Origin of the sequence: Shewanella hafniensis, from assembly GCF_019655335.1 — a bacterium.
GTDB lineage: Bacteria > Pseudomonadota > Gammaproteobacteria > Enterobacterales > Shewanellaceae > Shewanella > Shewanella hafniensis.
Window position 1 is genome coordinate 11,632 of the sequence record NZ_BPFD01000008.1, and the last position, 20,411, is coordinate 32,042.

The 20,411-nt window shown below is 45.3% G+C and carries 21 protein-coding genes; 9 read left to right on the forward strand and 12 right to left on the reverse strand.

Going from position 1 to position 20,411, the window contains the following annotated elements:
* Positions 1-114: 114 nt before the first annotated feature.
* The gene (locus tag K5Q99_RS04120) at positions 115-1,128 is read right to left on the reverse strand and encodes an NADP-dependent oxidoreductase (protein WP_220776125.1); all 1,014 of its coding nucleotides are present in this window, start codon (positions 1,126-1,128) and stop codon (positions 115-117) included.
* Between the two features lie 146 nt (positions 1,129-1,274).
* Here K5Q99_RS04120 and K5Q99_RS04125 point away from each other — a divergent pair, with 146 nt between their 5' ends.
* From K5Q99_RS04125 to K5Q99_RS04155, 7 genes are all read left to right on the forward strand, one after another.
* Positions 1,275-1,793, forward strand: a complete 519-nt coding sequence (locus tag K5Q99_RS04125) for a MarR family winged helix-turn-helix transcriptional regulator (protein ID WP_220776126.1) — start codon at positions 1,275-1,277, stop codon at positions 1,791-1,793.
* 120 nt (positions 1,794-1,913) lie between these two features.
* Entirely contained in the window at positions 1,914-2,603 is a 690-nt protein-coding gene (locus tag K5Q99_RS04130; RefSeq protein ID WP_220776157.1) for a hypothetical protein, read from the forward strand.
* Positions 2,604-2,862: 259 nt separating this feature from the next.
* Positions 2,863-4,980 carry an anaerobic ribonucleoside-triphosphate reductase gene (gene nrdD, locus K5Q99_RS04135; protein WP_220776127.1) on the forward strand — a complete coding sequence of 706 codons (2,118 nt, stop codon included), beginning with the start codon at positions 2,863-2,865 and terminating at the stop codon, positions 4,978-4,980.
* A gap of 113 nt (positions 4,981-5,093) precedes the next feature.
* Positions 5,094-5,555 (forward strand): anaerobic ribonucleoside-triphosphate reductase-activating protein, encoded by a 462-nt coding sequence (gene nrdG / locus K5Q99_RS04140; RefSeq protein WP_220592611.1) that lies wholly within the window; start codon positions 5,094-5,096, stop codon positions 5,553-5,555.
* Between the two features lie 114 nt (positions 5,556-5,669).
* Complete coding sequence (locus tag K5Q99_RS04145; RefSeq protein ID WP_028760414.1) at positions 5,670-6,026, forward strand: YibL family ribosome-associated protein; 357 nt, start codon at positions 5,670-5,672, stop codon at positions 6,024-6,026.
* Positions 6,027-6,298: 272 nt separating this feature from the next.
* Positions 6,299-6,913: a GTP cyclohydrolase II gene (gene ribA / locus K5Q99_RS04150; protein WP_106650183.1), complete on the forward strand. Its 615-nt coding sequence runs from the start codon at positions 6,299-6,301 to the stop codon at positions 6,911-6,913.
* Positions 6,914-6,970: 57 nt separating this feature from the next.
* Positions 6,971-7,948, forward strand: coding sequence for a hypothetical protein (locus K5Q99_RS04155; RefSeq protein WP_220776128.1), 978 nt, complete (start codon positions 6,971-6,973; stop codon positions 7,946-7,948).
* Positions 7,949-8,010: 62 nt separating this feature from the next.
* On the opposite strand, the gene K5Q99_RS04160 is transcribed toward K5Q99_RS04155, so the two are convergent.
* From K5Q99_RS04160 to K5Q99_RS04180, 5 genes are all read right to left on the reverse strand, one after another.
* Entirely contained in the window at positions 8,011-8,472 is a 462-nt protein-coding gene (locus K5Q99_RS04160) for a FlxA-like family protein (protein ID WP_220776129.1), read from the reverse strand.
* Positions 8,473-8,736: 264 nt separating this feature from the next.
* Complete coding sequence (locus K5Q99_RS04165) at positions 8,737-9,120, reverse strand: VF530 family protein (protein WP_220776130.1); 384 nt, start codon at positions 9,118-9,120, stop codon at positions 8,737-8,739.
* Between the two features lie 179 nt (positions 9,121-9,299).
* Positions 9,300-10,763 (reverse strand): carbon starvation CstA family protein, encoded by a 1,464-nt coding sequence (locus K5Q99_RS04170; RefSeq protein WP_106650187.1) that lies wholly within the window; start codon positions 10,761-10,763, stop codon positions 9,300-9,302.
* Positions 10,764-10,960: 197 nt separating this feature from the next.
* On the reverse strand, positions 10,961-11,671 hold the full coding sequence (gene btsR / locus K5Q99_RS04175) for a two-component system response regulator BtsR (RefSeq protein WP_106650188.1): 711 nt from the start codon (positions 11,669-11,671) through the stop codon (positions 10,961-10,963).
* Positions 11,668-13,365, reverse strand: coding sequence for a sensor histidine kinase (locus K5Q99_RS04180; protein ID WP_220776131.1), 1,698 nt, complete (start codon positions 13,363-13,365; stop codon positions 11,668-11,670). The genes btsR and K5Q99_RS04180 overlap by 4 nt, the downstream gene beginning before the upstream one ends.
* Positions 13,366-13,493: 128 nt before the next feature.
* Between K5Q99_RS04180 and K5Q99_RS04185 the strand changes: the two genes are divergently transcribed.
* A complete protein-coding gene (locus K5Q99_RS04185; protein WP_106650190.1) occupies positions 13,494-13,736 on the forward strand; it encodes a YecH family metal-binding protein in 243 nt (80 codons plus the stop codon).
* A gap of 151 nt (positions 13,737-13,887) precedes the next feature.
* Here K5Q99_RS04185 and K5Q99_RS04190 read toward each other — a convergent pair whose 3' ends face one another.
* The 6 genes from K5Q99_RS04190 to K5Q99_RS04215 form a co-directional block, all read right to left on the reverse strand.
* On the reverse strand, positions 13,888-14,232 hold the full coding sequence (locus K5Q99_RS04190) for a ribbon-helix-helix domain-containing protein (protein ID WP_106650191.1): 345 nt from the start codon (positions 14,230-14,232) through the stop codon (positions 13,888-13,890).
* Positions 14,219-14,887 (reverse strand): AAA family ATPase, encoded by a 669-nt coding sequence (locus K5Q99_RS04195; protein WP_106650192.1) that lies wholly within the window; start codon positions 14,885-14,887, stop codon positions 14,219-14,221. Before K5Q99_RS04195 ends, K5Q99_RS04190 begins: the two co-directional genes overlap by 14 nt.
* Positions 14,888-14,963: 76 nt before the next feature.
* The gene (locus K5Q99_RS04200) at positions 14,964-15,266 is read right to left on the reverse strand and encodes a PilZ domain-containing protein (protein ID WP_106650193.1); all 303 of its coding nucleotides are present in this window, start codon (positions 15,264-15,266) and stop codon (positions 14,964-14,966) included.
* Between the two features lie 158 nt (positions 15,267-15,424).
* On the reverse strand, positions 15,425-15,829 hold the full coding sequence (locus K5Q99_RS04205; protein ID WP_106650194.1) for a phosphate-starvation-inducible protein PsiE: 405 nt from the start codon (positions 15,827-15,829) through the stop codon (positions 15,425-15,427).
* Positions 15,830-15,967: 138 nt separating this feature from the next.
* The gene (locus K5Q99_RS04210; protein WP_220776132.1) at positions 15,968-17,140 is read right to left on the reverse strand and encodes an NnrS family protein; all 1,173 of its coding nucleotides are present in this window, start codon (positions 17,138-17,140) and stop codon (positions 15,968-15,970) included.
* A 345-nt stretch (positions 17,141-17,485) separates the two neighbouring features.
* Complete coding sequence (locus K5Q99_RS04215) at positions 17,486-17,995, reverse strand: DUF2062 domain-containing protein (RefSeq protein ID WP_006087434.1); 510 nt, start codon at positions 17,993-17,995, stop codon at positions 17,486-17,488.
* A 32-nt stretch (positions 17,996-18,027) separates the two neighbouring features.
* On the opposite strand from K5Q99_RS04215, the gene K5Q99_RS04220 reads away from it, so the two are divergent.
* Positions 18,028-20,400 (forward strand): DNA internalization-related competence protein ComEC/Rec2, encoded by a 2,373-nt coding sequence (locus tag K5Q99_RS04220; RefSeq protein WP_220776133.1) that lies wholly within the window; start codon positions 18,028-18,030, stop codon positions 20,398-20,400.
* Positions 20,401-20,411 lie beyond the last annotated feature (11 nt).

Consider the following 20,411-nt stretch of genomic DNA (forward strand, 5'->3'; position numbering starts at 1 on the left):
GCAGTTGACTATCAAATAGAAACAGTCGGTACAACTCGTGTTACACCGACTGTTTGCTATCTAAAGCTGAGTCTTGTTATCTAAACAGAGCGTTTATGTCACTTTGATGGCGATTTACGCCAATTTTACCAACATTTTACCGCGATTCTTGCCTTCAAACAGACCGATAAAGGCATCCGGTGCTTGTTCAAGCCCTTGATAAATGGTTTGTTCAGCTTTGACTTTACCTTCAGCTAACCATTGAGCCATTTTAGCGGCAAACTCAGGATAATGCGCCCAATGTTCGGATACGATAAAACCTTCTAGTTTAAGTTTACGCATCACTATCAGGGCCAAGTTGTCTGGACCAGGTGTTGGTGCTGTGTCGTTGTACTGCGAAATCATACCGCAAACGGCGATACGACCATGATCTTTCATATTGCTCAGCGCTGCGGCTAAGTGCTCGCCACCGACGTTTTCAAAGTACACATCAATCCCTTCTGGCGCGGCCTTTGTGAGCGCTTGGGTGAGATTGCCACAGGTTTTGTAATTGATGATGGCATCAACACCATAGCTTTGCAGCAATGCCGCTTTTTCATCTGAACCCACAGAGGCGATTACGCGAGCCCCCATCAGTTTACCAATCTGGCAAGCAACACTGCCAACTGCGCCTGATGCAGCAGAAACAAACAGGGTTTCACCCGCTTTTAAATCTGCGATGCGAGTCAGTCCCGTCCACGCTGTCATGCCGGGCATACCAATCACGCCGAGAAAATGTGAGCAGTCTAATTCAGTTTGCGGCAGAGCGGTCAGTCCAGCCGCATCGGTGACGGCGTGCTCGCGCCAACCTAACATGCTGCTGACTTTAGTGCCTACTGGGAAATCACTGTTTTTAGACGCGATAACTTCACCAATCGCGCCGCCTTCTAAGACTTGATTCAAGGCGAAGGGCGGAACATAACTCTTACGATCTACCATGCGGCCACGCATATAAGGGTCGACCGACATCCACAGGTTTTTAATCAACACTTGGCCATCGGTGAGCGATGATAAGGATTGATTTACTAAAGCAAAGTTCTCTGCCGTAGGCATGCCTTCAGGGCGACTGGCTAAATGGATTTCACGGGTTTGGGTAATAGTGCTATTCATAAAAATTAACCTTTTGTTTGTGCGCAAACTAACTGCGTCAACTGTACGTGGCTTCATGACACAATGCAAATACTTTGCGCGCAAACTAGATGCGATTGAGCGGATCGGATAAGATAGCGCTATGTTTGAATGACAGGCGCTTATACGTGCAAAATTGTTTATCTCACCCAGAGCTTGGATCTACAGACCAGAGTCAAAATCCAGAGCTTCTAAACCCAGAGCCACAAAGCCTAGCGCCAAGTGATGCACTGTGTTTATCTGACAATGTGTGCTTCGCGCTATATTCTGCCAGTAATGCCTTAGTGCGCGCTTATCGGCCTTTACTCGAGGCATACGAGTTAACTTTCCCTCAATATCTGGTGATGCAAACCCTGTGGCGTCAAAATGGCTGTAGCCAAACCCAGCTATCAATGGCGACTAAACTCGATATGGGAACCCTAACGCCAATCGTCAAGCGGTTAGAGGTAAAAGGCTTGATCACGCGTTTGGCCTGCGTTGAAGATGAGCGGAAAAAATTGATCACTCTGACGGCTCAGGGAGAGGCGATTAAGCATGAAGCCCTAGCCTTGAAGCAAACTTTGCTGAATAAAGTGCAGATGGATGCCGAGGCACTCGATTTATTGAGGCGGCAATGTCTTGCCCTTATTGAAGATTTACAGTCCTAGAGATAAAGCTACTGGTGCTGTTCGCTACCCGATAATTCAGGTTCTGCAAAGATTAATACTTGATTGGCTTAGTTTTTGCTTTAAAACCGTCATTGAATCTTAGACGCCGAATTATTGATGATGAATTCTATTTTAAACGCCTTCAATCTTAATCGTAGCAGTACCAGCATCGCCGATGCCTATGGTGCCAATAGCCAAAAGACGAGTACGGCTAAAACCGATGCGACCACAGAGACCAAAAAAACTCAGTCGGATGCCGCTAAACCCGACACTGGTAAAGCCGATGAGATAGCGCTGTCGCCACGGGCGCAACGTGCACAGAAAATTCAGTCGATGGCGAAGGATTTTTTTGCCGATGGCAAATTTGGTGTCGCCGATATTCCCGCATTAGTGTCACGTTTACAAAAGGACGGCATTTTATCGGACGTACAGCTTGAGCGTTTATCAAAAAACGGTATTACAGTTCCGAGCACAACCACCCCGAGCAAGCAGTCGCTGCAAGATTTCTTAGATGATGAGCTCAAATCATTAGCCAAAAAATCACCGAACAACCCCCTTATCAATACCTTGGTCGATGCGAAAAACGTTTTGACCAATATGGATGATGCTCAGTCGCCGGTGCTCGCTCAAAAAGCCACCAAAGTCCTTGGCCAGTTAACGGATTATTTAAACTCCGAGCCACCACTAACGGATACCCAAAAGCAGCAATGGCAGGGGCTTAAATCTATGATGCAACTCGCTTCGTCTATGGGCTCGCATCAGTCGGCATCGGGCCAACTCAGTAGTTATCTCGCACTCTCTAAGCGTTAATCTTGAGCTTTGGTGCTTGATTATCACTGATTTCAGGCATCAACTAGCTGGGTTTAATCAGCAGGTCAAGGCGCAATTTTCAGATAATTGGACCTAGCTGCAGTTCTGGTTTGTTCTTTTATTTCTTCCTAAAAACTATGATCTGGATCATGGACGCTTCATCGTCGTTATAGCCTAATGCTCTACATATTGTGTTTTATTCTTTTAAAATCACTAGATGTAGTGTTAATTTTTAGGCGAGATGGAGAGGAACTGAACAATGCCAGTCGTAATTAAGCGTGATGGTTGCCGCACACCTTTTGATGAAACAAGGATAAGGGATGCAGTGAATGCCGCTGCAAACTCAGTTGGAATAGAGGATGGCGACTATGCAGCGACAGTGGCAGCGTGTATCAGTCAAAGTGTCGCGACCTTAACCGAAGTTGATATCCATCATTTGCAGGATGCGGTTGAAAACTTGTTGATGGAAGGGCCGTATAAATCATTAGCGCGAGTGTATATCGAATACCGTCACGACAGAGATGTGTGCCGTGAAGCGACCAGTAAACTCAATCTCGAAATCCGTGGTTTAGTCGAGCAAAGCAATGCGGCCTTACTCAATGAAAATGCCAATAAAGATTCGAAAGTTATCCCCACTCAGCGGGATTTGCTCGCGGGCATAGTTGCTAAACATTATGCCAAGAGTCATATCTTGCCAAAGGATGTGGTCGCCGCCCATGAAGCGGGCGAGATCCATTACCACGACCTAGATTACTCGCCATTTTTCCCGATGTTTAACTGCATGTTGATTGATTTAGCTGGCATGTTGACCCACGGCTTTAAAATGGGCAATGCCGAAATTGAAACCCCTAAATCAATTTCAACGGCGACAGCAGTGACCGCACAGATCATTGCCCAAGTGGCGAGCCATATCTATGGCGGCACAACTATTAATCGTATCGATGAGGTGTTAGCACCATTTGTCGCTAAGAGCTACGACAAACACTATCAAATCGCCCTGAATTGGAAGATTACTGACGCCAAAGCCTTCGCTACGGCACAAACTGAAAAAGAATGTCACGATGCATTTCAATCTTTGGAATATGAGGTTAATACCTTACACACTGCCAACGGTCAAACACCGTTCGTGACTTTTGGCTTTGGATTAGGCACCTCGTGGGAATCGCGCTTAATTCAGCAATCAATGCTCAAAGTGCGGATGGCGGGATTGGGTAAAAATCGCAAGACTGCAGTATTCCCTAAGCTAGTGTTTGCGATTCGTGATGGCATTAATCATAAAGCGGGCGATTGCAATTACGATGTAAAACAGATGGCGCTCAAATGCGCAACAATGCGCATGTATCCCGACATCCTCAACTACGAGCAAGTCGAGAAAGTGACCGGTTCATTTAAAACCCCAATGGGTTGCCGCAGCTTTTTAGGCACCTATGAGGAAAATGGCGAACTCGTGCATGAAGGGCGCAATAATCTTGGGGTAGTGAGCTTAAACTTGCCGCGGATTGCCTTGGAAGCGAAGGGCGATGAGGCGGAGTTTTATCGTCTTTTAGATGACAGATTAGTCTTAGCCCGTAAATCGCTGGATACCCGTATTGAGCGACTGAACGGTGTTAAAGCCCGCGTGGCACCTATCCTCTATATGGAAGGTGCCTGTGGTGTGCGTTTGCGCGCTGATGAAGATGTGGCGCAAATCTTTAAAAATGGACGCGCATCGATTTCACTCGGTTACATTGGCCTGCATGAAACCATGAATGCACTCTATGGCACCCAAACCCATGTATTTGACGATGCACAATTAAGGGACAAAGCCGTCGCTATTGTGGCTTATCTTAAAGCCGCCACGGATGCGTGGAAGGCTGAAACAGGTTATGGCTTTAGTCTGTATAGCACGCCAAGCGAGAGTCTTTGCAGCCGTTTTTGTAAACTGGATGCGAAGCAATTTGGCCTAGTCATAGGGGTGACGGACAAGGGGTATTACACGAATAGTTTCCACCTCGATGTGGAAAAAAGCGTAAATCCCTACGATAAAATTGATTTTGAACAGCCATATCCCGCAATTGCGAACGGCGGCTTTATTTGTTACGGCGAATACCCCAACATGCAGCATAATCTCGAAGCGCTTGAAAACGTTTGGGATTATAGCTATAGCCGCGTGCCTTACTATGGCACGAACACGCCAATCGACGAATGTTATGACTGTGGCTTTACTGGCGAATTTAGCTGTACTAGCAAAGGATTCACTTGCCCTAAGTGTGGCAACCATGAGCCAAGTCGGGTGTCAGTGACGCGCCGTGTGTGCGGTTACTTAGGCAGCCCTGATGCGCGGCCCTTTAATTATGGTAAGCAAGAAGAAGTAAAACGTAGGATCAAACACTTGTAACATTATTACCTTATTCTGCCTGTTAGACTTATTCCGTGGCATCACGTGGCATAAATGGTGCTATGGGATAAGTACCAATGTTAAAAGATGAAATGCACTGTGAGTGACCATCAATGAATTACCATCAATATTTTCCTATCGATGTGGTCAATGGCCCAGGTACCCGTGCGACCTTGTTTGTTTCTGGCTGTGAGCACCAATGCCGCGGTTGTTATAATCAAAGCACTTGGGATCCTCGTTCTGGGCATGTGTTTGATAGGACGATGGAAGATAGGATTATTGCCGATCTCAATGATCAGCGGATTGTGCGCCGTGGTTTATCGCTTTCGGGCGGCGATCCTTTATTGCCTGTCAATCTCAGTGCCATTTTGACGCTCGTCAAACGAGTCAAGGCTGAGTGTGCGGGTAAAGATATTTGGCTGTGGACGGGTTATGTACTCGATGAGTTGAGTGATGAACAGCGCGCCGTGCTAGCCTATATTGATGTGCTGGTGGATGGAAAATTTGAACAAAGTCTTGCCGATCCGAGTCTCGTATTTCGCGGTAGCAGCAATCAGATCATTCGTTTGTTATAAAAGCGGTAACGAGGATCTGTAACTTGCTGCTATAATCTCAGGCCTTGACACAGACGCTAGCATAATCAGGCTAAGATTTTACTGTGGCTAACTTAGGTAATTTAAGGTAACAGAATGAATTTAAAGCAAGAACTGCAGCAGCTTAACGATAAACTAGATAAATTTCGTCGTAAACTTGCTGCGGCTGAACAACGAGGCGATGACGTCATTATTGCCCAGTTCAAACGTGAAATTGCTGCAGTCACTAAGCAAATTGGTAGTGTAAAAGGCCAACAAACCCGCTTATTGAATAAGCAAGGGTCAGATATCAAAGGTTTGCCTTTCCATCGTGCTTTGACAAAAGCAGAACAAGCGGACATGGGTAAACTGAAAAAGTCTGTCAAAGGGCTTGTGGTCATCCACCCAATGACAGCAATCGGCCGTGAAATGGGGCTAACGGAAGTGACTGGATACGCACCCGCAAAATTTTAATGTGGGATAGGATGTCACTGGCACGGGATCGAGTGTCGATCGCGTGTTTGTGCTCCTTGTACTTTATGCACTGCTTCGTTTTAATCCATTCCTTCGTGCTGCCCATCGAAAAGACATTCATGTTTGGTTTAGTTGATTAAAACACTAAAGTATTTCTGGATTGTTCAAAAACACTTTAGAATAGTGCGCTTAGTTGGCTAAGTGCCTAATCCTCGTTTGTTTCTAGGGATCTTATTCCTCTCATGGAATGAGAGTTGTCGTTAAGGTTAAGTATGTCGATAAAATATGTCGCGACGTCAAAGTTACCCACTCCTTGGGGCGTGTTTGCCATGCATGGTTTTGAAGATACCGAATCAGGCAAAGAGCATGTTGCGCTCACATTCGGTACGCTCAGTGCGGATGAACCTGTGTTGGGCCGTATTCATTCCGAGTGTTTAACTGGCGATGCGTTATTTAGCTTGCGTTGTGACTGTGGTTTTCAGTTACAAGCTGCCATGCAAAATATTGCGGAAACGGGTACTGGCTTTATTCTCTATTTGCGTCAAGAAGGCCGTGGCATTGGTTTGTTGAATAAAATACGCGCCTACGAGTTGCAAGATAAAGGTGCCAACACAGTTGAGGCCAACGAGCAGTTAGGTTTTGAGGCCGATATGCGTAAATATGACATGATCAAACCTATGCTAGAACAGATAGGCGTGAAGCATGTGCGCTTGATGACCAATAATCCTCGCAAAGTAAAAGCGATGAAGGAATTTGGCATCGAAGTGGTTGAACGCGTACCGCTGCAAGTTGGTAAGAATCGTTACAACGAAGCCTACTTAAAGACCAAATCCACTGAGCTTGGACACATGATGTCTGAATATCATTTTATGGATGAAAATAAGTAGCTTTGTATTTATGATGGGTCGACCGATTGAGTCAGAAATGAGTAAGGTTTAAGTCAATTGAGCCATTTTTTCAGTCGGTTGCCATTATGTTTGTCGTTAATTTGCTTAGTGTTACTGAGCATTGTTTCTGACGTTTTCGCCAATAGTACATCCCCCGCAAATACGTTCGCATCTGCGACATTTACATCTGCGTCTCAAGCAAATGATGGTGGCGTGCCTGTCGTTCCTGTTTCTATCAGTCATGCGCCGAGCAGTAATGCCAATGGTAGCAATCCGATAGAGTCGAGCAGTAATCCCAACTCTGTTTACGCCTTTGGAAGTTATCTCGGTACTGGAGTGTATCGCTCCGCCAACCAAAATGCGACCGTCGTTAGTATTCCGCTAAGTTTTGATTTGAAGAAAGACAGCGGTAGCCAGACTTGGTTACGTTTACCTATCTCCTTTGGATTTTTTGATTATTTAGCCAAAGATATCACTGAAGGTGAGTTACCGTCATCGATAGGGACTATGACCATTACCCCAGGTTTTGAGCATCATTGGCAAGCGAGCGAAAACACTCGAATGGAAGGGTATTTAGATATCGGCTTTGGTACAAACTTCGATAAAAACGATAACGTTGCCATTATCGCATCTGGGATCAGCAGTTTGTATGATTTTACCCTAGCAGGGCAAGATGCGGTGTGGGTGTCGAGATTACGTTTCGCTGGGTACAGTGAGCATTATGGCAAGTTTGCCGATCAATTTGCGGTGTTACAAACAGGCGTGGATTTAGGATTAGCGCCGCGCTGGCAATGGTGGGATCTGCAGGTGCAACCAAGGGTCTTTGTTGTGGGTTATTGGTATTTCAATGAACTCAGATTTATCAGCGAGATAGAGCAAGACACCATAGTTTCTGGCAGCTATGAGGCCGGTTTTTCCCTCGCGTTTTCTAAGCCCCTTGGGGGCGAATTGCTGGGTGTTGATCGTATTGGATTCAGCTACCGGCGTGGCGATGGCTTGAATATTTGGCGTTTGATGTTCAGTTTTCCTATCTAAGCAAAGCGGGTGAATAATTGTCGGTTGATTTTGTACAGGCTTGGTAACTAAACTATCTTTAGTTAATCTGACTTTTTAGCATCTTGCATCTTTTTATCCAACAAGGTGGCGATTTGACCACTAAGTAACATTATTTGTTCTTGCAGCATCTTACGTTGCTGATCTGCAGCTTCTGAGTCATCTCCCTTAAGCTTGGCTAGCATCTCTTGTAATTCTTTGATTTGCTCTTTTATCTTTTTGATTTGTTCGTCAATTAACGTTAGGGGTTCCTCTTCTGTTGTTGTGATTTCAGTTTCATTTTTTTTAGCCAAGGCTTTCTCTCTTAAAGGGGCTCCGAAGTCGTTGGATAAAGCCGCGCGGCCCGCATTAGAAATGGAGACTGTCTCTTGGGTATCTTGTGAGTCAGTGGACTCACTATTCGCCGTAGGTGTTTTTATTGCGGATGGTGTCGCTGCGATATATGCGCTTGATACGGCGGTGAAACCTGAGCCAGTTGCGTTACTGTTTATTCCATTAATGTTCATTTAACACTCCATTCATGAAAATTTGGATCATGCTCCACTTCTATCGGCCATCAATTTGAAAACTGAAGTCACTTTTTGTCGCTCAGCCAAAAAGAGTGCTTGCTCATGGCTCACAGCCTCTTAGTAAACGCTATTAGCCACAATTAAATTAAAGGTGTGGATTAGTGTAAATAGGTTAGTAAAATCGATACATTATTGATTTATTATAACAATACAGCCCTGATTCTAGGGCTGTTTACGCTTTATGGCAGCAGCGGCCTAGGATTAATTGTTACCCCAAATATGGCTGTTTACTTTGCCATCTGAGCTGGATTTCTCGCTTTTAGCTGGCTTGTCTGTCGTGGTTTGAGTCGCTTTTTTAGTTGTGATTTTTGCCACAGGCTTCTTAGCGGTTTGACTCGCTTCGGCTTTAGGTGGCGGTAAGGGTAATTTGTTGGCTTTTAAATAAAGATATTCGACTTTATCCCGTGCCCACTCTGTTTTTCTTAAAAAACGTAAACTGGATTTGATGCTGGGATCGTGGGTAAAACAGCGGATATTAATTCTCTCACCTAATTCTTCCCAGCCGTATTTCTCGACTAAGTAAGTGATGATCGTTTCCAGTTTAATGCCGTGGAGCGGGTTATTCAATTGATTCATATTATGCATGTTGCAGTGTGCTATGGCGGGAGTATAGCAGTTTTGTATGCCTGATACAGTGTGCAATGGTATCGAGTCAAGCCTGAATATCTGGCTAGCGTAAACCTGTGATGGCAATTACTAGTGGAGTGATATGATCAAAACAGGCGCAATAAAGCGCCTGTTTTAGCTTGGTCATTCGGACTGTTTTATGAGTCTTTGGCTGTTTCTTTAAGCTCAGTTTCTACCGGTAAATCAATCTCACCTTTACCTTTGGTTTTAACAATCAACAGCGCTGTAATCACTAAGGTGGTGACGACACCTGCTATAGTTGATACCGTCATAGGTAAGCCTGCACCTAAGGTTGACGAGTTCAGTAGGAAGGTGATGACCACAGTGGTCATAAACATCGCTGGGATAGTCGCAATCCAATGCAGTTTGTTATGACGTAACAAGTAAGCCGAAGCTGTCCACAGCATTAATACCGCAGTGGTTTGGTTTGCCACACCAAAGTAGCGCCAAATGACACCAAAATCCACTTGAGTCAACATACCGCCGATAACAAACAGTGGGATAGCTAACACTAAGCGTTTTGGCAGTGAGATTTGTGGCATGTTGAAAAACTCAGCCAGAATCAAACGCGCAGAGCGGAAAGCCGTATCACCTGAAGTAATCGGCAGAATAATCACACCTAGGATTGCCATAAAGCCACCAATAGCACCTAAAAGACCGGTAGAAGCCTCATAGACGACGTTGGCAGGGTTACCTGACATGCCTGTGCTTAATCCTTCCACACCGCCGAAATATGACAATGCAATCGCACACCAAAGCAGCGCAATAATACCTTCGCCAATCATGGCGCCAAAGAAAACGAAGCGACCATTGGTTTCGTTTTCAACGCAGCGTGCCATTAATGGTGATTGAGTTGCATGGAAACCCGATACTGCGCCACAGGCGATGGTGATAAATAACGCAGGCCAAAGTGGCATGTCATTTGGGTTTAAGTTTTGGAAGAAATCGCCCGCTTGTACGTTCGGCAGTAAGGTGTGCTCGCTTGATAGGATAATCGCGAAAGCCAGACCGAACGACATGAAAAATAATAAAGCGCCGAAGAAGGGGTATAAACGACCGATAATTTTATCGACTGGCACCACAGTTGCGATCAGGTAGTAGACGAAGATAATGCCTACGAAAATGCTCACGTCCCAACCGGTAAGCTTGCCCAGTAAACCTGCAGGTGCTGAGATAAAGACCACACCAACTAGCAGTAGCAGCACGATAGCAAACACGTTCATAAAGTGTTTGGCACTCTTTCCTAAATATTTACCCGCAAGGTTTGGCACAGATTGGCCACCGTTACGTACTGACAACATGCCAGAAAAGTAGTCATGCACAGCACCCGCAAAGATACAGCCAACCACAATCCACAACATAGCTGCAGGACCATAGAGCGCACCTAAGATAGGACCAAAAATTGGGCCTACGCCTGCGATGTTCAGTAATTGAATTAAATAAACTTTGCCTTTAGACATAGGTACGTAATCGACGCCATCAGTCTGACTAAAAGCAGGTGTTTGACGATTAGCGTTAATGCCGAAGACTTTCTCGACAAAGGCGCCATAGATAAAGTAGCCGCCGATCAGCAGACCGACACAGAGTAGGAACCACATCATTTTTGTTATCTCCCCATTTGAGTTCTGGCGAGTGTAAACAAGTTGTTGATATAAAACTTCGCAATCTCAATGAGTGGTCGAAAATGCAGGGTAAGCGGTAATAGATGGGCTTGAGTGGTTGCAAGCGTATGTTAACGGCGGGTGTTGTTAGCCATCTTATGGCTAAAAATAGCTGCTAAGATGGCCTTTTGCTTGAGTTATTGGAAGCCGAACAGCTGCTTAAGGCTCTTTAGATAGCGCCGTGAGACGGGCACTTTATCCCCAGAGTGGGTGGTGACTTCGGCGCCAGTGTCTAACAGCTCAATTTCGGCAATTGCCTTAGGTGAAATCAAATACTGCCGATGGCAGCGCACCAGTGGGGTTTTTTCTTCAAACACTTTTAAGGTCAATTGGGTATGGACTTTGCCTTTAGCGCTGGCCACATGAACACCACTTAAGTCACTGAACACATATTCCACATCTTGGATGGCAATCACCTTGAGTTTATTACCGCTGTAACAGGGAATATGTTCCAGACGCTTTGGGGTAATGGGATCCATAATTTGAGGCGTTAGATTTTTACGCACCCGAGTGAGGGTTTTACTAAGTCTCTCGGCATCTATCGGTTTGAGTAAGTAATCGAAGGCATGATTGTCGAAAGCTTTGACGGCAAACTCGTCGTAGGCGGTAACAAACACAATCTTTGGCATGTTATCGGGGTCGAGCATAGCGATAAGTTCCATGCCCGAAATGCGCGGCATTTGGATATCGAGAAAAATTAACTGAGGTTTGTCTTTGGCTATGCTTTGTAACGCCTCAATGGCATTAGCGCATTGGCCAACAATTTCAATGTCGTGTTCTTGCCCCAAAAGATCGGCTAATTCTTCACGAGCAAACAGTTCATCATCGACAATTAAACAAGTGATCACGAGCGGGTGTCCATATTGGATATCTCAGTATTTTCTATGGGTAATCTTATAGTAACGCGAGTCAATTCATCCGCTTCGCATTCTACTGTGACGCCATATTGCTCACCAAAAATGTTTTGAATGCGTTTATGCACTAAGTTCATCCCTAGGCCTTCAGAGCCCTCAACGGGTTGATATAATCCGGCATTGTCTGTGACTTCTAATTCCAACACATCATTTTTGAGCTTGCCCGTCACTTTAATCTGCCCTTGCTCTATCATGTGCGAAGTACCGTGCTTTACCGCATTCTCAATAATCGGCTGCAGGGTAAAGGCCGGTACTTTGCAATGGTAGAGTGATTCAGGTATCGCGATACTGACTTGTAATTTATCAATAAAACGCGCTTTTTCAATGGTGAGATAGGACGCGATGTGATCGAGCTCATCCCCGAGCGTCACTAAACCTGTCGTTCGCTTTAAATTAATCCGTAAAAACTGCGATAACTGCTGCAGCAACTGCTTAGACATATCGGGATCGCGCTTGATAATCGCGCTAATGGTATTGAGTGCATTGAACAGAAAGTGCGGATTAACCTGCGCTTGCAGTAATTTCAATTCGGCTTGAGTCAGCAGATTTTGCTGCTGCTCAAATCGGCCATAAAGAATTTGGTTCGATAACAGACGGGCAATACCTTCACCTAAGGTGCGGTTAATATTCAAAAAAAGCTTATTCTTAGGCTCATAGAGTTTAATGGTGCCAATGACTTCGGTATCACTGCGCAGCGGGATCACCAAACTCGAGCCTAAGCGGCAGTTGCTTGAAATAGAACATGAATAGGGCATTTCAACACCATCGGCGAACATGACTTTATTTTGATTGATCGCTTCTAAGGTGATCTTGGAAGAAATTGGCGTACCAGGCAGATGATGATCGGCACCTATGCCAATAAAAGCCAACAGTTTTTCCCTGTCTGTGATGGCTACTGCGCCTACATTAGTTTCTTCGATAACGATTTGGGCCACACGGCTGCTGCTTTCTTCGTTAAATCCTTTGGATAGGAGTCCGACACTGCGCTCGGCTATCTTTAACGCCTTCGTTGAAAAACTGGAGGAAAGTTTATCGAACATGGTTTTTTGGTCGCGGATCATGCTCATAAAGAGTGCCGCTCCTACTGAGTTGACTAACAGCATGGGCGGCGCGATTTGGCGCACTAATTCCCACGCATCATCGAAGGGGCGGGCGACCAGTAAGATGATGCTCATTTGCATCATTTCGGCATAAAAAGTCACTAGGCACACGAGTAATGGATTGTAGATAAGCTCACTTTTATCCGTACGTCTTAAGTAGAAGCTTATCATCCCGGCGGATAAGCCTTCTAAGGTGGTGGAAATGGCGCAGGCTATTTCAGTAAAGCCGCCCATACTGTAGCGGTGAAGGCCACCGGTTAGCCCTACCAGAAAACCAGTTACTGGGCCGCCTAATAATCCACCTAATACAGCGCCCATAGCACGGGTGTTGGCAATCGCGCCTGATGTTTGCTCACCAAAATAGGTGGCCATGATGCAGAAACTCGAAAAAATCAGATACATAAAAATCTTATGCGGCAGACGAGGGGAGGTTTCGGCAAACAGTTTAAACAGCGGCGTTTTACTGACTAAGTAAACGATCACTAAGTACAGCGACATCTGTTGGGTCAATAATAGGATCAAGGACATAATGGCTCACATTATCGTCACAGATATCAGCGCCGTGGTATCAATTATAAAGTCTGTGCGCGAGATCAGGGTTCAAATTTAACCGTTAGGATATAAAGAACAATAATATTGCATCTTTAGGAGGACATATGTCCAATTCTGTTCACGGTCATGATGTTATGGCGCTGATGGTAGCGCAAGGTACCGCTATTATAAAGCCTGAATTATTATCCCTAATGGGACAAAAGTTTGGCTTTGCGGCTCGATACCACACCTGTAGTGCCGCCGATCTTAGCGCTGAAGCATTAATTCAGTTACTCGTAGCGAAAGGTAAATTCCATGAAACGCCCCAAGGCATTGAACTGGCCGCGGGGAGAAAGTGTGAGCATTAATAGATTGTGGCTATACATATTTTGGCAATCGCGTAACTGTTATAAGCGAGCAGATGCGTAATACAAAATCATTAGAGTGTGGAGACGTTTGCTCATAGAAAGACATTGAGCGTGACCGAATATTACCGTTTGGCTTTATCGGCTTAGAAGCTTAGGTTTCGTCGTGGCGTTTATTGGCAATTTGGTTCTGCTGCGCGGGTGTGAGTTGACTAAACTCATGGATTAAAATACGCAGTAAGCGCGATTTTGCAATGCTGGTGGATTTCGATAAGTCATCGAGCTGGGCAATACTCTTTTCTGTCAGGGTAAAGGTGGCGTGGCGATACATCTTAGTCGACTTTTTATCTAAGCCCTTAACTGTCGCTTGAGTCTGAGCCGCGGCTAATAAACTCGCCTTACCTAAGGCGTAGTTATTGGCATCTTCAATGAAATCATCGACAGAAACCGGCTTGATGATTTGCTTAGGTTTCTTACGTTTAAGATCAGTTAAGCTCATAGCTATTTTCTGGTGGCATAGCAAATAATTCATCCGCTATAGCGCGGATCTCATCGGCGGCTTTTCCATCGGGTTCGATTTCGACCACAGAGGAGCCTTTTTCTTCACTGTCATCATAAATATTTCGACAAAAGGTGACGGAGTTCAGCACTCTTAATCCAAAGGATTGCACCACATCTTTAGCCTCTAAAATACGCTTAAATTGTGTGGGAAGTGCAGGGCATTGGGTTAGCACAATCGTGGCGATCATTTTCGGGTTCACCATCTTACAAGTGCTGAGCATGTCTTCCATGTGGGGTAATGTTTTAAGATCGCGTCTTTTGGGTCTGAGGGGGATCACAACATAAGTGGCTACCGACATGGCTGCGCGCATGGCCAAGTTATCCTGACCACCACAGTCAACAATCACGTAATCAAAACGCTCATTGAGGCTGAGTAAATCATTACGAATTTTGCCATAAAGCTGAATGCAGTTAATGCTGGGCAGACTGGGATCATTATTTCTCGCTTGGATCCAATCTGAAGTGGTGCGCTGGGGATCACAATCGACCATAAGGACGTTTGCTTGAAATTTTTGCTTGATATAAACGGCTAGATTTTGAGCGAGGCAACTTTTTCCGCTACCACCTTTTTCACCACCCACCAGCAAAATCATAGTGACGCCCCTTAATGACTTGTTCAATCCATTGAGTGTAGAACAGACCCATTAAACCTGCGAAAATTAAGTTAAATTAAAGCAGTTGCATGGCAATGTGGTAACTTTGGTCGTGGCATTTCGCGCAGCGGCAGACTTGTCCTTTGACGGTATTTTGCTGGGTAGAATCGGGATTAAAGGTCACTTCGATGAGTTCGCCCAGTGCAAAGGGACGTTTATAATCGAATAAAATACCGCGTCTGGCTAAGTCGATACACACGCCTTCATCGGTTTGCTTTATGCCTTGTGCATCAATCCAATGTAAGACGACACGCTCCGCTTCCATGTCCACTCGCAGTGATGTGCGTTTTTCTTCAAAACCAGTAGTATGGTCACCCATAACTCAATTGCCCCGTAAATTATTGATCTCAGTAAAACTAGCATAATTGCTTTTTGGCAGAATACCAATGTGAAAGCTAGGTCTTTGATAATAGTTTTAAAAGGAGGACAGCAGGTGCTATTGAATTCGTCTTCAATAGCACCAACTCAGGTGCTTGATTAATTGTCGTATTCTTGGTTTTTCGGATAGGGCATTTTTAATTGACCCCAACGAATGACGATCACAGTTGCCGCTAAAATTAACGTCGACAGTGATATCGCAGCAATACGCCAATCTTCCATACTCTTCATATCTAAAATGAGGTAACGAGCTAAGGCCACAATTGCGATATACAGTGGCATACGCACGGGTAACTTACCTGATTCATAGTAGTTCGCCACCATGGCTAAGACTTCTAGGAAAATAAATAACAGGAGTAAATCCGCTAGTGCAACCATACGGACAGAGACAATATGCACAATTTCTTGGCCTATCGCGACGATAGTGGCAATGGCAATAATAAACAGAACTAAGTGTTCTACAGCTTTGAGGCTCTTAGAACCATATTGGTGATAAAATGGCATGGGCATTCCCTACTTGATGTTTTTTTAAATAGTAACAGTAAAAATCAGCTTGTAGGGAAAAGCGCAGTTATGCTGTGTGACTTAATTCACAGATATGTTCAATCTACATTTAAGTGCCAAATTCAGTATTAACATGTCCTAACCAGGTCGACCATCAATTCTGGCTTGGCACAACATAGGCCCATAGCAGATACAGAAACAGCCGAAGGCGATGACCCAAGATGTTATGGCGGCGAGCAGTAATGATGCCGACCATAGCGGGTTTATCCCTGCTAATACTCGAAACACTGCCGCAAGCAGGATTAAGCCAAAGGCATACTTCATTATGCTTGGCGGTTGCAGTGTTCGGCCCGTATGGCCTAACGAAACCCGCGCCATCATAGCTAAAATCATCCCAGCTAACCCACCAACCGTTATCGCGTGCATACCAACGGATAAGGGGAAACCCAAGCTAATCAGTGCTAAACCAATTGGGATACACACATAGCTAAGATGCAGCGACCAGAGCAAAGGTACGCGCCAGCAGGCATGCCAACCCCAGCGATGCCAGCGCAGCAGTAAAACGATACTCGCAATCCCTGCCATACTACGGAGCAATATTTGCTCTTGTAGGATCAAGCTAATGACTAATCCAAAGAGACTGATAAAGCTCAGCCATTCGAGCACTGGAATCGCAGTTTGACGCTGCCATTGTGTTGCGCGCTCGGTGAAAAAAGGGATCACTCGGCCACCTAAGAGTGCGACTATGATGCTGATTAACGCAACCGCACCATATAAGCCGATGTTTATCCATTCAAATTGATTTGTTAGTACGCCGTAGTAACTCAATGCACTCATCAGGGTGAGCAAGGTGAGAATGGGGATGAATACAAAATTGCGCCATTGACGAACGCGGATCACGGCTTGGGCAAGTATTAACGCCGTTAGCGGCAAAAATAGTAAGTCGATAAACATGATGAGCGTAAAGGGAATCGCTAGCGGCATGAGTAATAATAGCCGTGGCAATAACCACACACTGAACAACCCTAACAACCAAGTTCCTTTAATTCCAGCTTGGCCTGTCCAGTTTTGCACTGCCGTTAGTAAAAAGCCCGCGACCACGGCGCAGACAAATCCAAAAATCATTTCGTGACCGTGCCACCAAAGAGGATTAACAGATTGCGGCAACAGATTGATCCCTGAAAGAAAACCTCCCCAGATCCCTAATGCCAATACGCTGAATAAACTCGCAAACAGGAAAAAAGGCCGAAAGCCTAATCTAAATAAGGCGATTTGTGGTTGTAAATGTGCGGGCTCATCAATATTCAACATAATTGGCTCTTGAGTATCTGACTAAATCTGTCGGATATTTTAAGCTGCAATTAAAATGAATGTATATATCCCAATATGAGTATTCCTCGTGCGGCGTCTGTTTAAGACGCAATCTTAGTCTGCACAGATGGCGCTCAACATGAGAAGCGACAATCTCTAGCGTGAAAGGAGTGAGCGCGTGACAGACGTTAAAACGACAGGATATAAACCAAATGGAAGAAGAGCGATTTGGGGGCACATTAGGCCATGAAGAATAAGCTAAGATATTGATCCGCTTATACTGTTGCTTAGATAAATTAGCTTTTGGCTAAAACTGCATCAGCATAAGCGGTGGGAAAGGCGAGGTTATTTATTCTTACGTTTTTGCCACTTAAACATAATCGAATATTTCCACAGATTATTAATCAATAAATAACCCACTGCGGAAAAAATTACCCCGAGCACGAGGCAACCCAGTAAAAACGCCGGACCTATGGTGGCAAGCGAAGCTTCAATCCACTGCCAACTGGCTTCAAAGGCAAAATCTTGCGGCGCATGGCCGAGTATCTTAGCGCCGAGTAAATACGCGCCGTAAAACATCACTGGCATAGTTAAGGGATTGGTTATCCAGACTAATGCAACTGAAACGGGAATATTAACGTTAAATAGAATGGCAAAAGCCGCAGCCACTACCATCTGAAATGGCATAGGGATCCAGGCGACAAATAATCCCACTGCGAATGCGCCAGGAGCGGATTTGCGATTTAGCGCCCACAAATTGGGATTATGTAATAAGCGTCCAAACATGCGTAAGTGTTTATGCTCACGCAAGGTTTCAGGCTTAGGCATAAATCTTTTGATTAATTTTTTTGGCATAGGCTGAAATTGCTGTCTTAACTTAATTCACTATGAATCGATTCATGTTTGGCTTTAGTGCCATCTTGTTATCAGCGATGTTGTGGCCTTCGCTGCCGCCAGTCAGTTACATACCCTACCTTGTTGTTGGGGCGCTAATTTTATACCGAAAAATCCCTGTTTGTGCAGGTGGACTCTTTGCAATGGCATGGCTAACTGGTTTTTGCTTAGGATTATCTAGGCAGGATCTTCCAGTGTTACAACAACCTATACAGGTTAGGGGCGAAATCATATCACTAGTTAGTCGAAACAGCGACTGGCTAAGTTTGGATATATCGGTCATTAAACCAAATTTAATCTTAGGGCCAAATGCAAAATTGCGACTCACGTGGAAAGATCCGCCGGAAGTCGATGTCGGTCAGGTTTGGCAGTTTACCTTGATGCCTAAGCGTATTGCTAGCGTGTTAAATCAAGGTGGCTACAATGAGCAGAAACAATTAATCAGCCAACATGTTGTCGGTAAAGGGCGAGTGATTGAGGCACATTTACTGGAGGTTTCACCTTCACTGCGTAACGAGCTGATAAGCGCATTGACGCCTGAATTAACCTCTTTGCCGCAAGGTGATATTTTACTCGCCTTGCTTATGGGTGATAAGCAGTTGATCACAAAAGCACGTTGGCAAGCACTACGGCAGACGGGTACGGGTCATTTAGTGGCGATCTCCGGCTTGCATCTCTCAGTCGTCGCAGCATGGATTTACACATGCTTTTTGTTTGGATTGAGTCACTTAGTGCCACATCAAAGTCGACGTAATATCACCCTTGCTTTAGTCGCTGCGGGCATAGGCGCCGCATTTTATGCCTATCTTGCTGGCTTTGGTATTTCGACTCAGCGGGCATTGGTGATGATTCTGCTGTTAATGCTATTGAGTTTATTAAAGCGATTTTCTACCGCGTGGGAACGCTTGTTATTCGCCCTGTTCATTGTATTGCTACTGGATCCGCTCGCTTGTTTAAGTGCGGGATTTTGGCTGTCGTTTTGTGCCTTAGGCATCATCTTATACACCTTAGAAATCCAACCAAGGGCATTTACCCCCGCGTCGAGTCGAGGGGCACGTTTACGCACAGGGATGATGCAGTTTTGGGCAATCCAATGGCGCTTGAGTCTCGGGCTTGGATTACTGCAAGCGGCACTCTTTGGCGGCGTGAGTGTACACAGTCTGTGGATGAACATCTTGGCAGTTCCTTGGTTTAGCTTTGTAGTGATCCCCTTAGCAATGGCGGGATTTGTCTGCTGGTGGCTTGGAACTACGTTTGGGTTCTCTTGGTTGGGACTGCTTCGCCTCAGTGATTGGAGTTTATCGCCCTATGCGCAGTTACTCGATATCAGTCAGCACTTACCCGCCCATTGGTTAGCACTCTCTGACAGCCTATTAGCCTTAGGAGTCTGCACGTTCGTTGGTGGTGTGTTATGGCGCTATGTGCCTAAGCATAAAAACAATATTGCTTGGCTAAGCCTATTGAGTTTGTTGTTTATGCCCGTATTACTTTTTTGTATGACGCTGTGGTCTCCCGTGCAAACCCATCGATGGGCTATGCATTTACTCGATGTGGGCCAAGGTTTAGCCGTGGTGATTGAAAAAAATGGCAGGGGAGTCATCTATGACACGGGCGCCGCCTTTGGTGATGATTTCAGTTATGCGGAGCGAGTGATATTACCTTTCCTAAAAGCCAAAGGTATTCAAGAGATTGACTATATTGTTATCAGCCATAGCGATAACGATCATGCAGGCGGCGCGCCTGTCTTGATTGAGGCTTATCCTAAGGCTTGGGTGATCACAGATGTGGCAGGCTTTAGCGGCCAAGATTGCCGCCCAAGGCAAATTCAATGGCAAGGGTTGAGCTTTTACTTACTCTCACCGCCTCAAGTGCTGGCGGGAAATAATGGCTCCTGTGTGGTGCGCATCGATGATGGCTTGCAAAGTCTGCTGCTCACCGGGGACATTGAAAAACAAACCGAAGCGGCACTATTAAGTCGTGAATTAAGTGTAAGCCGTGAGCTGAGTGTGAGCGGTGATCTAAGCGTGAACGGTGATCTAAGTGACCTAAACGAGTTACAAAGCGACGTGCTGGTAGCGCCGCACCATGGCAGCAAAACCTCGTCGACAGAGGCCTTTATCGATGCCGTAGCCCCTAAGTTAGTGCTTTTCCCTGCGGGTTTTGCTAATCGTTATGGTTTTCCTAAATCCACTGTGGTTGAACGGTATCAGCGACGAGAAATAAGGAGTCTGACCACAGGGACAGAAGGGCAGATTAGTGTGATTTTTCAGCAGCCTGAGTTAGAGGTAAAGACCTATCGTGGTGATTTAGCGCCATTTTGGTACAACTCTCTGTTTAGATTTGGTGACTTGATTAATCCAGAGTAGAATGGCTACTT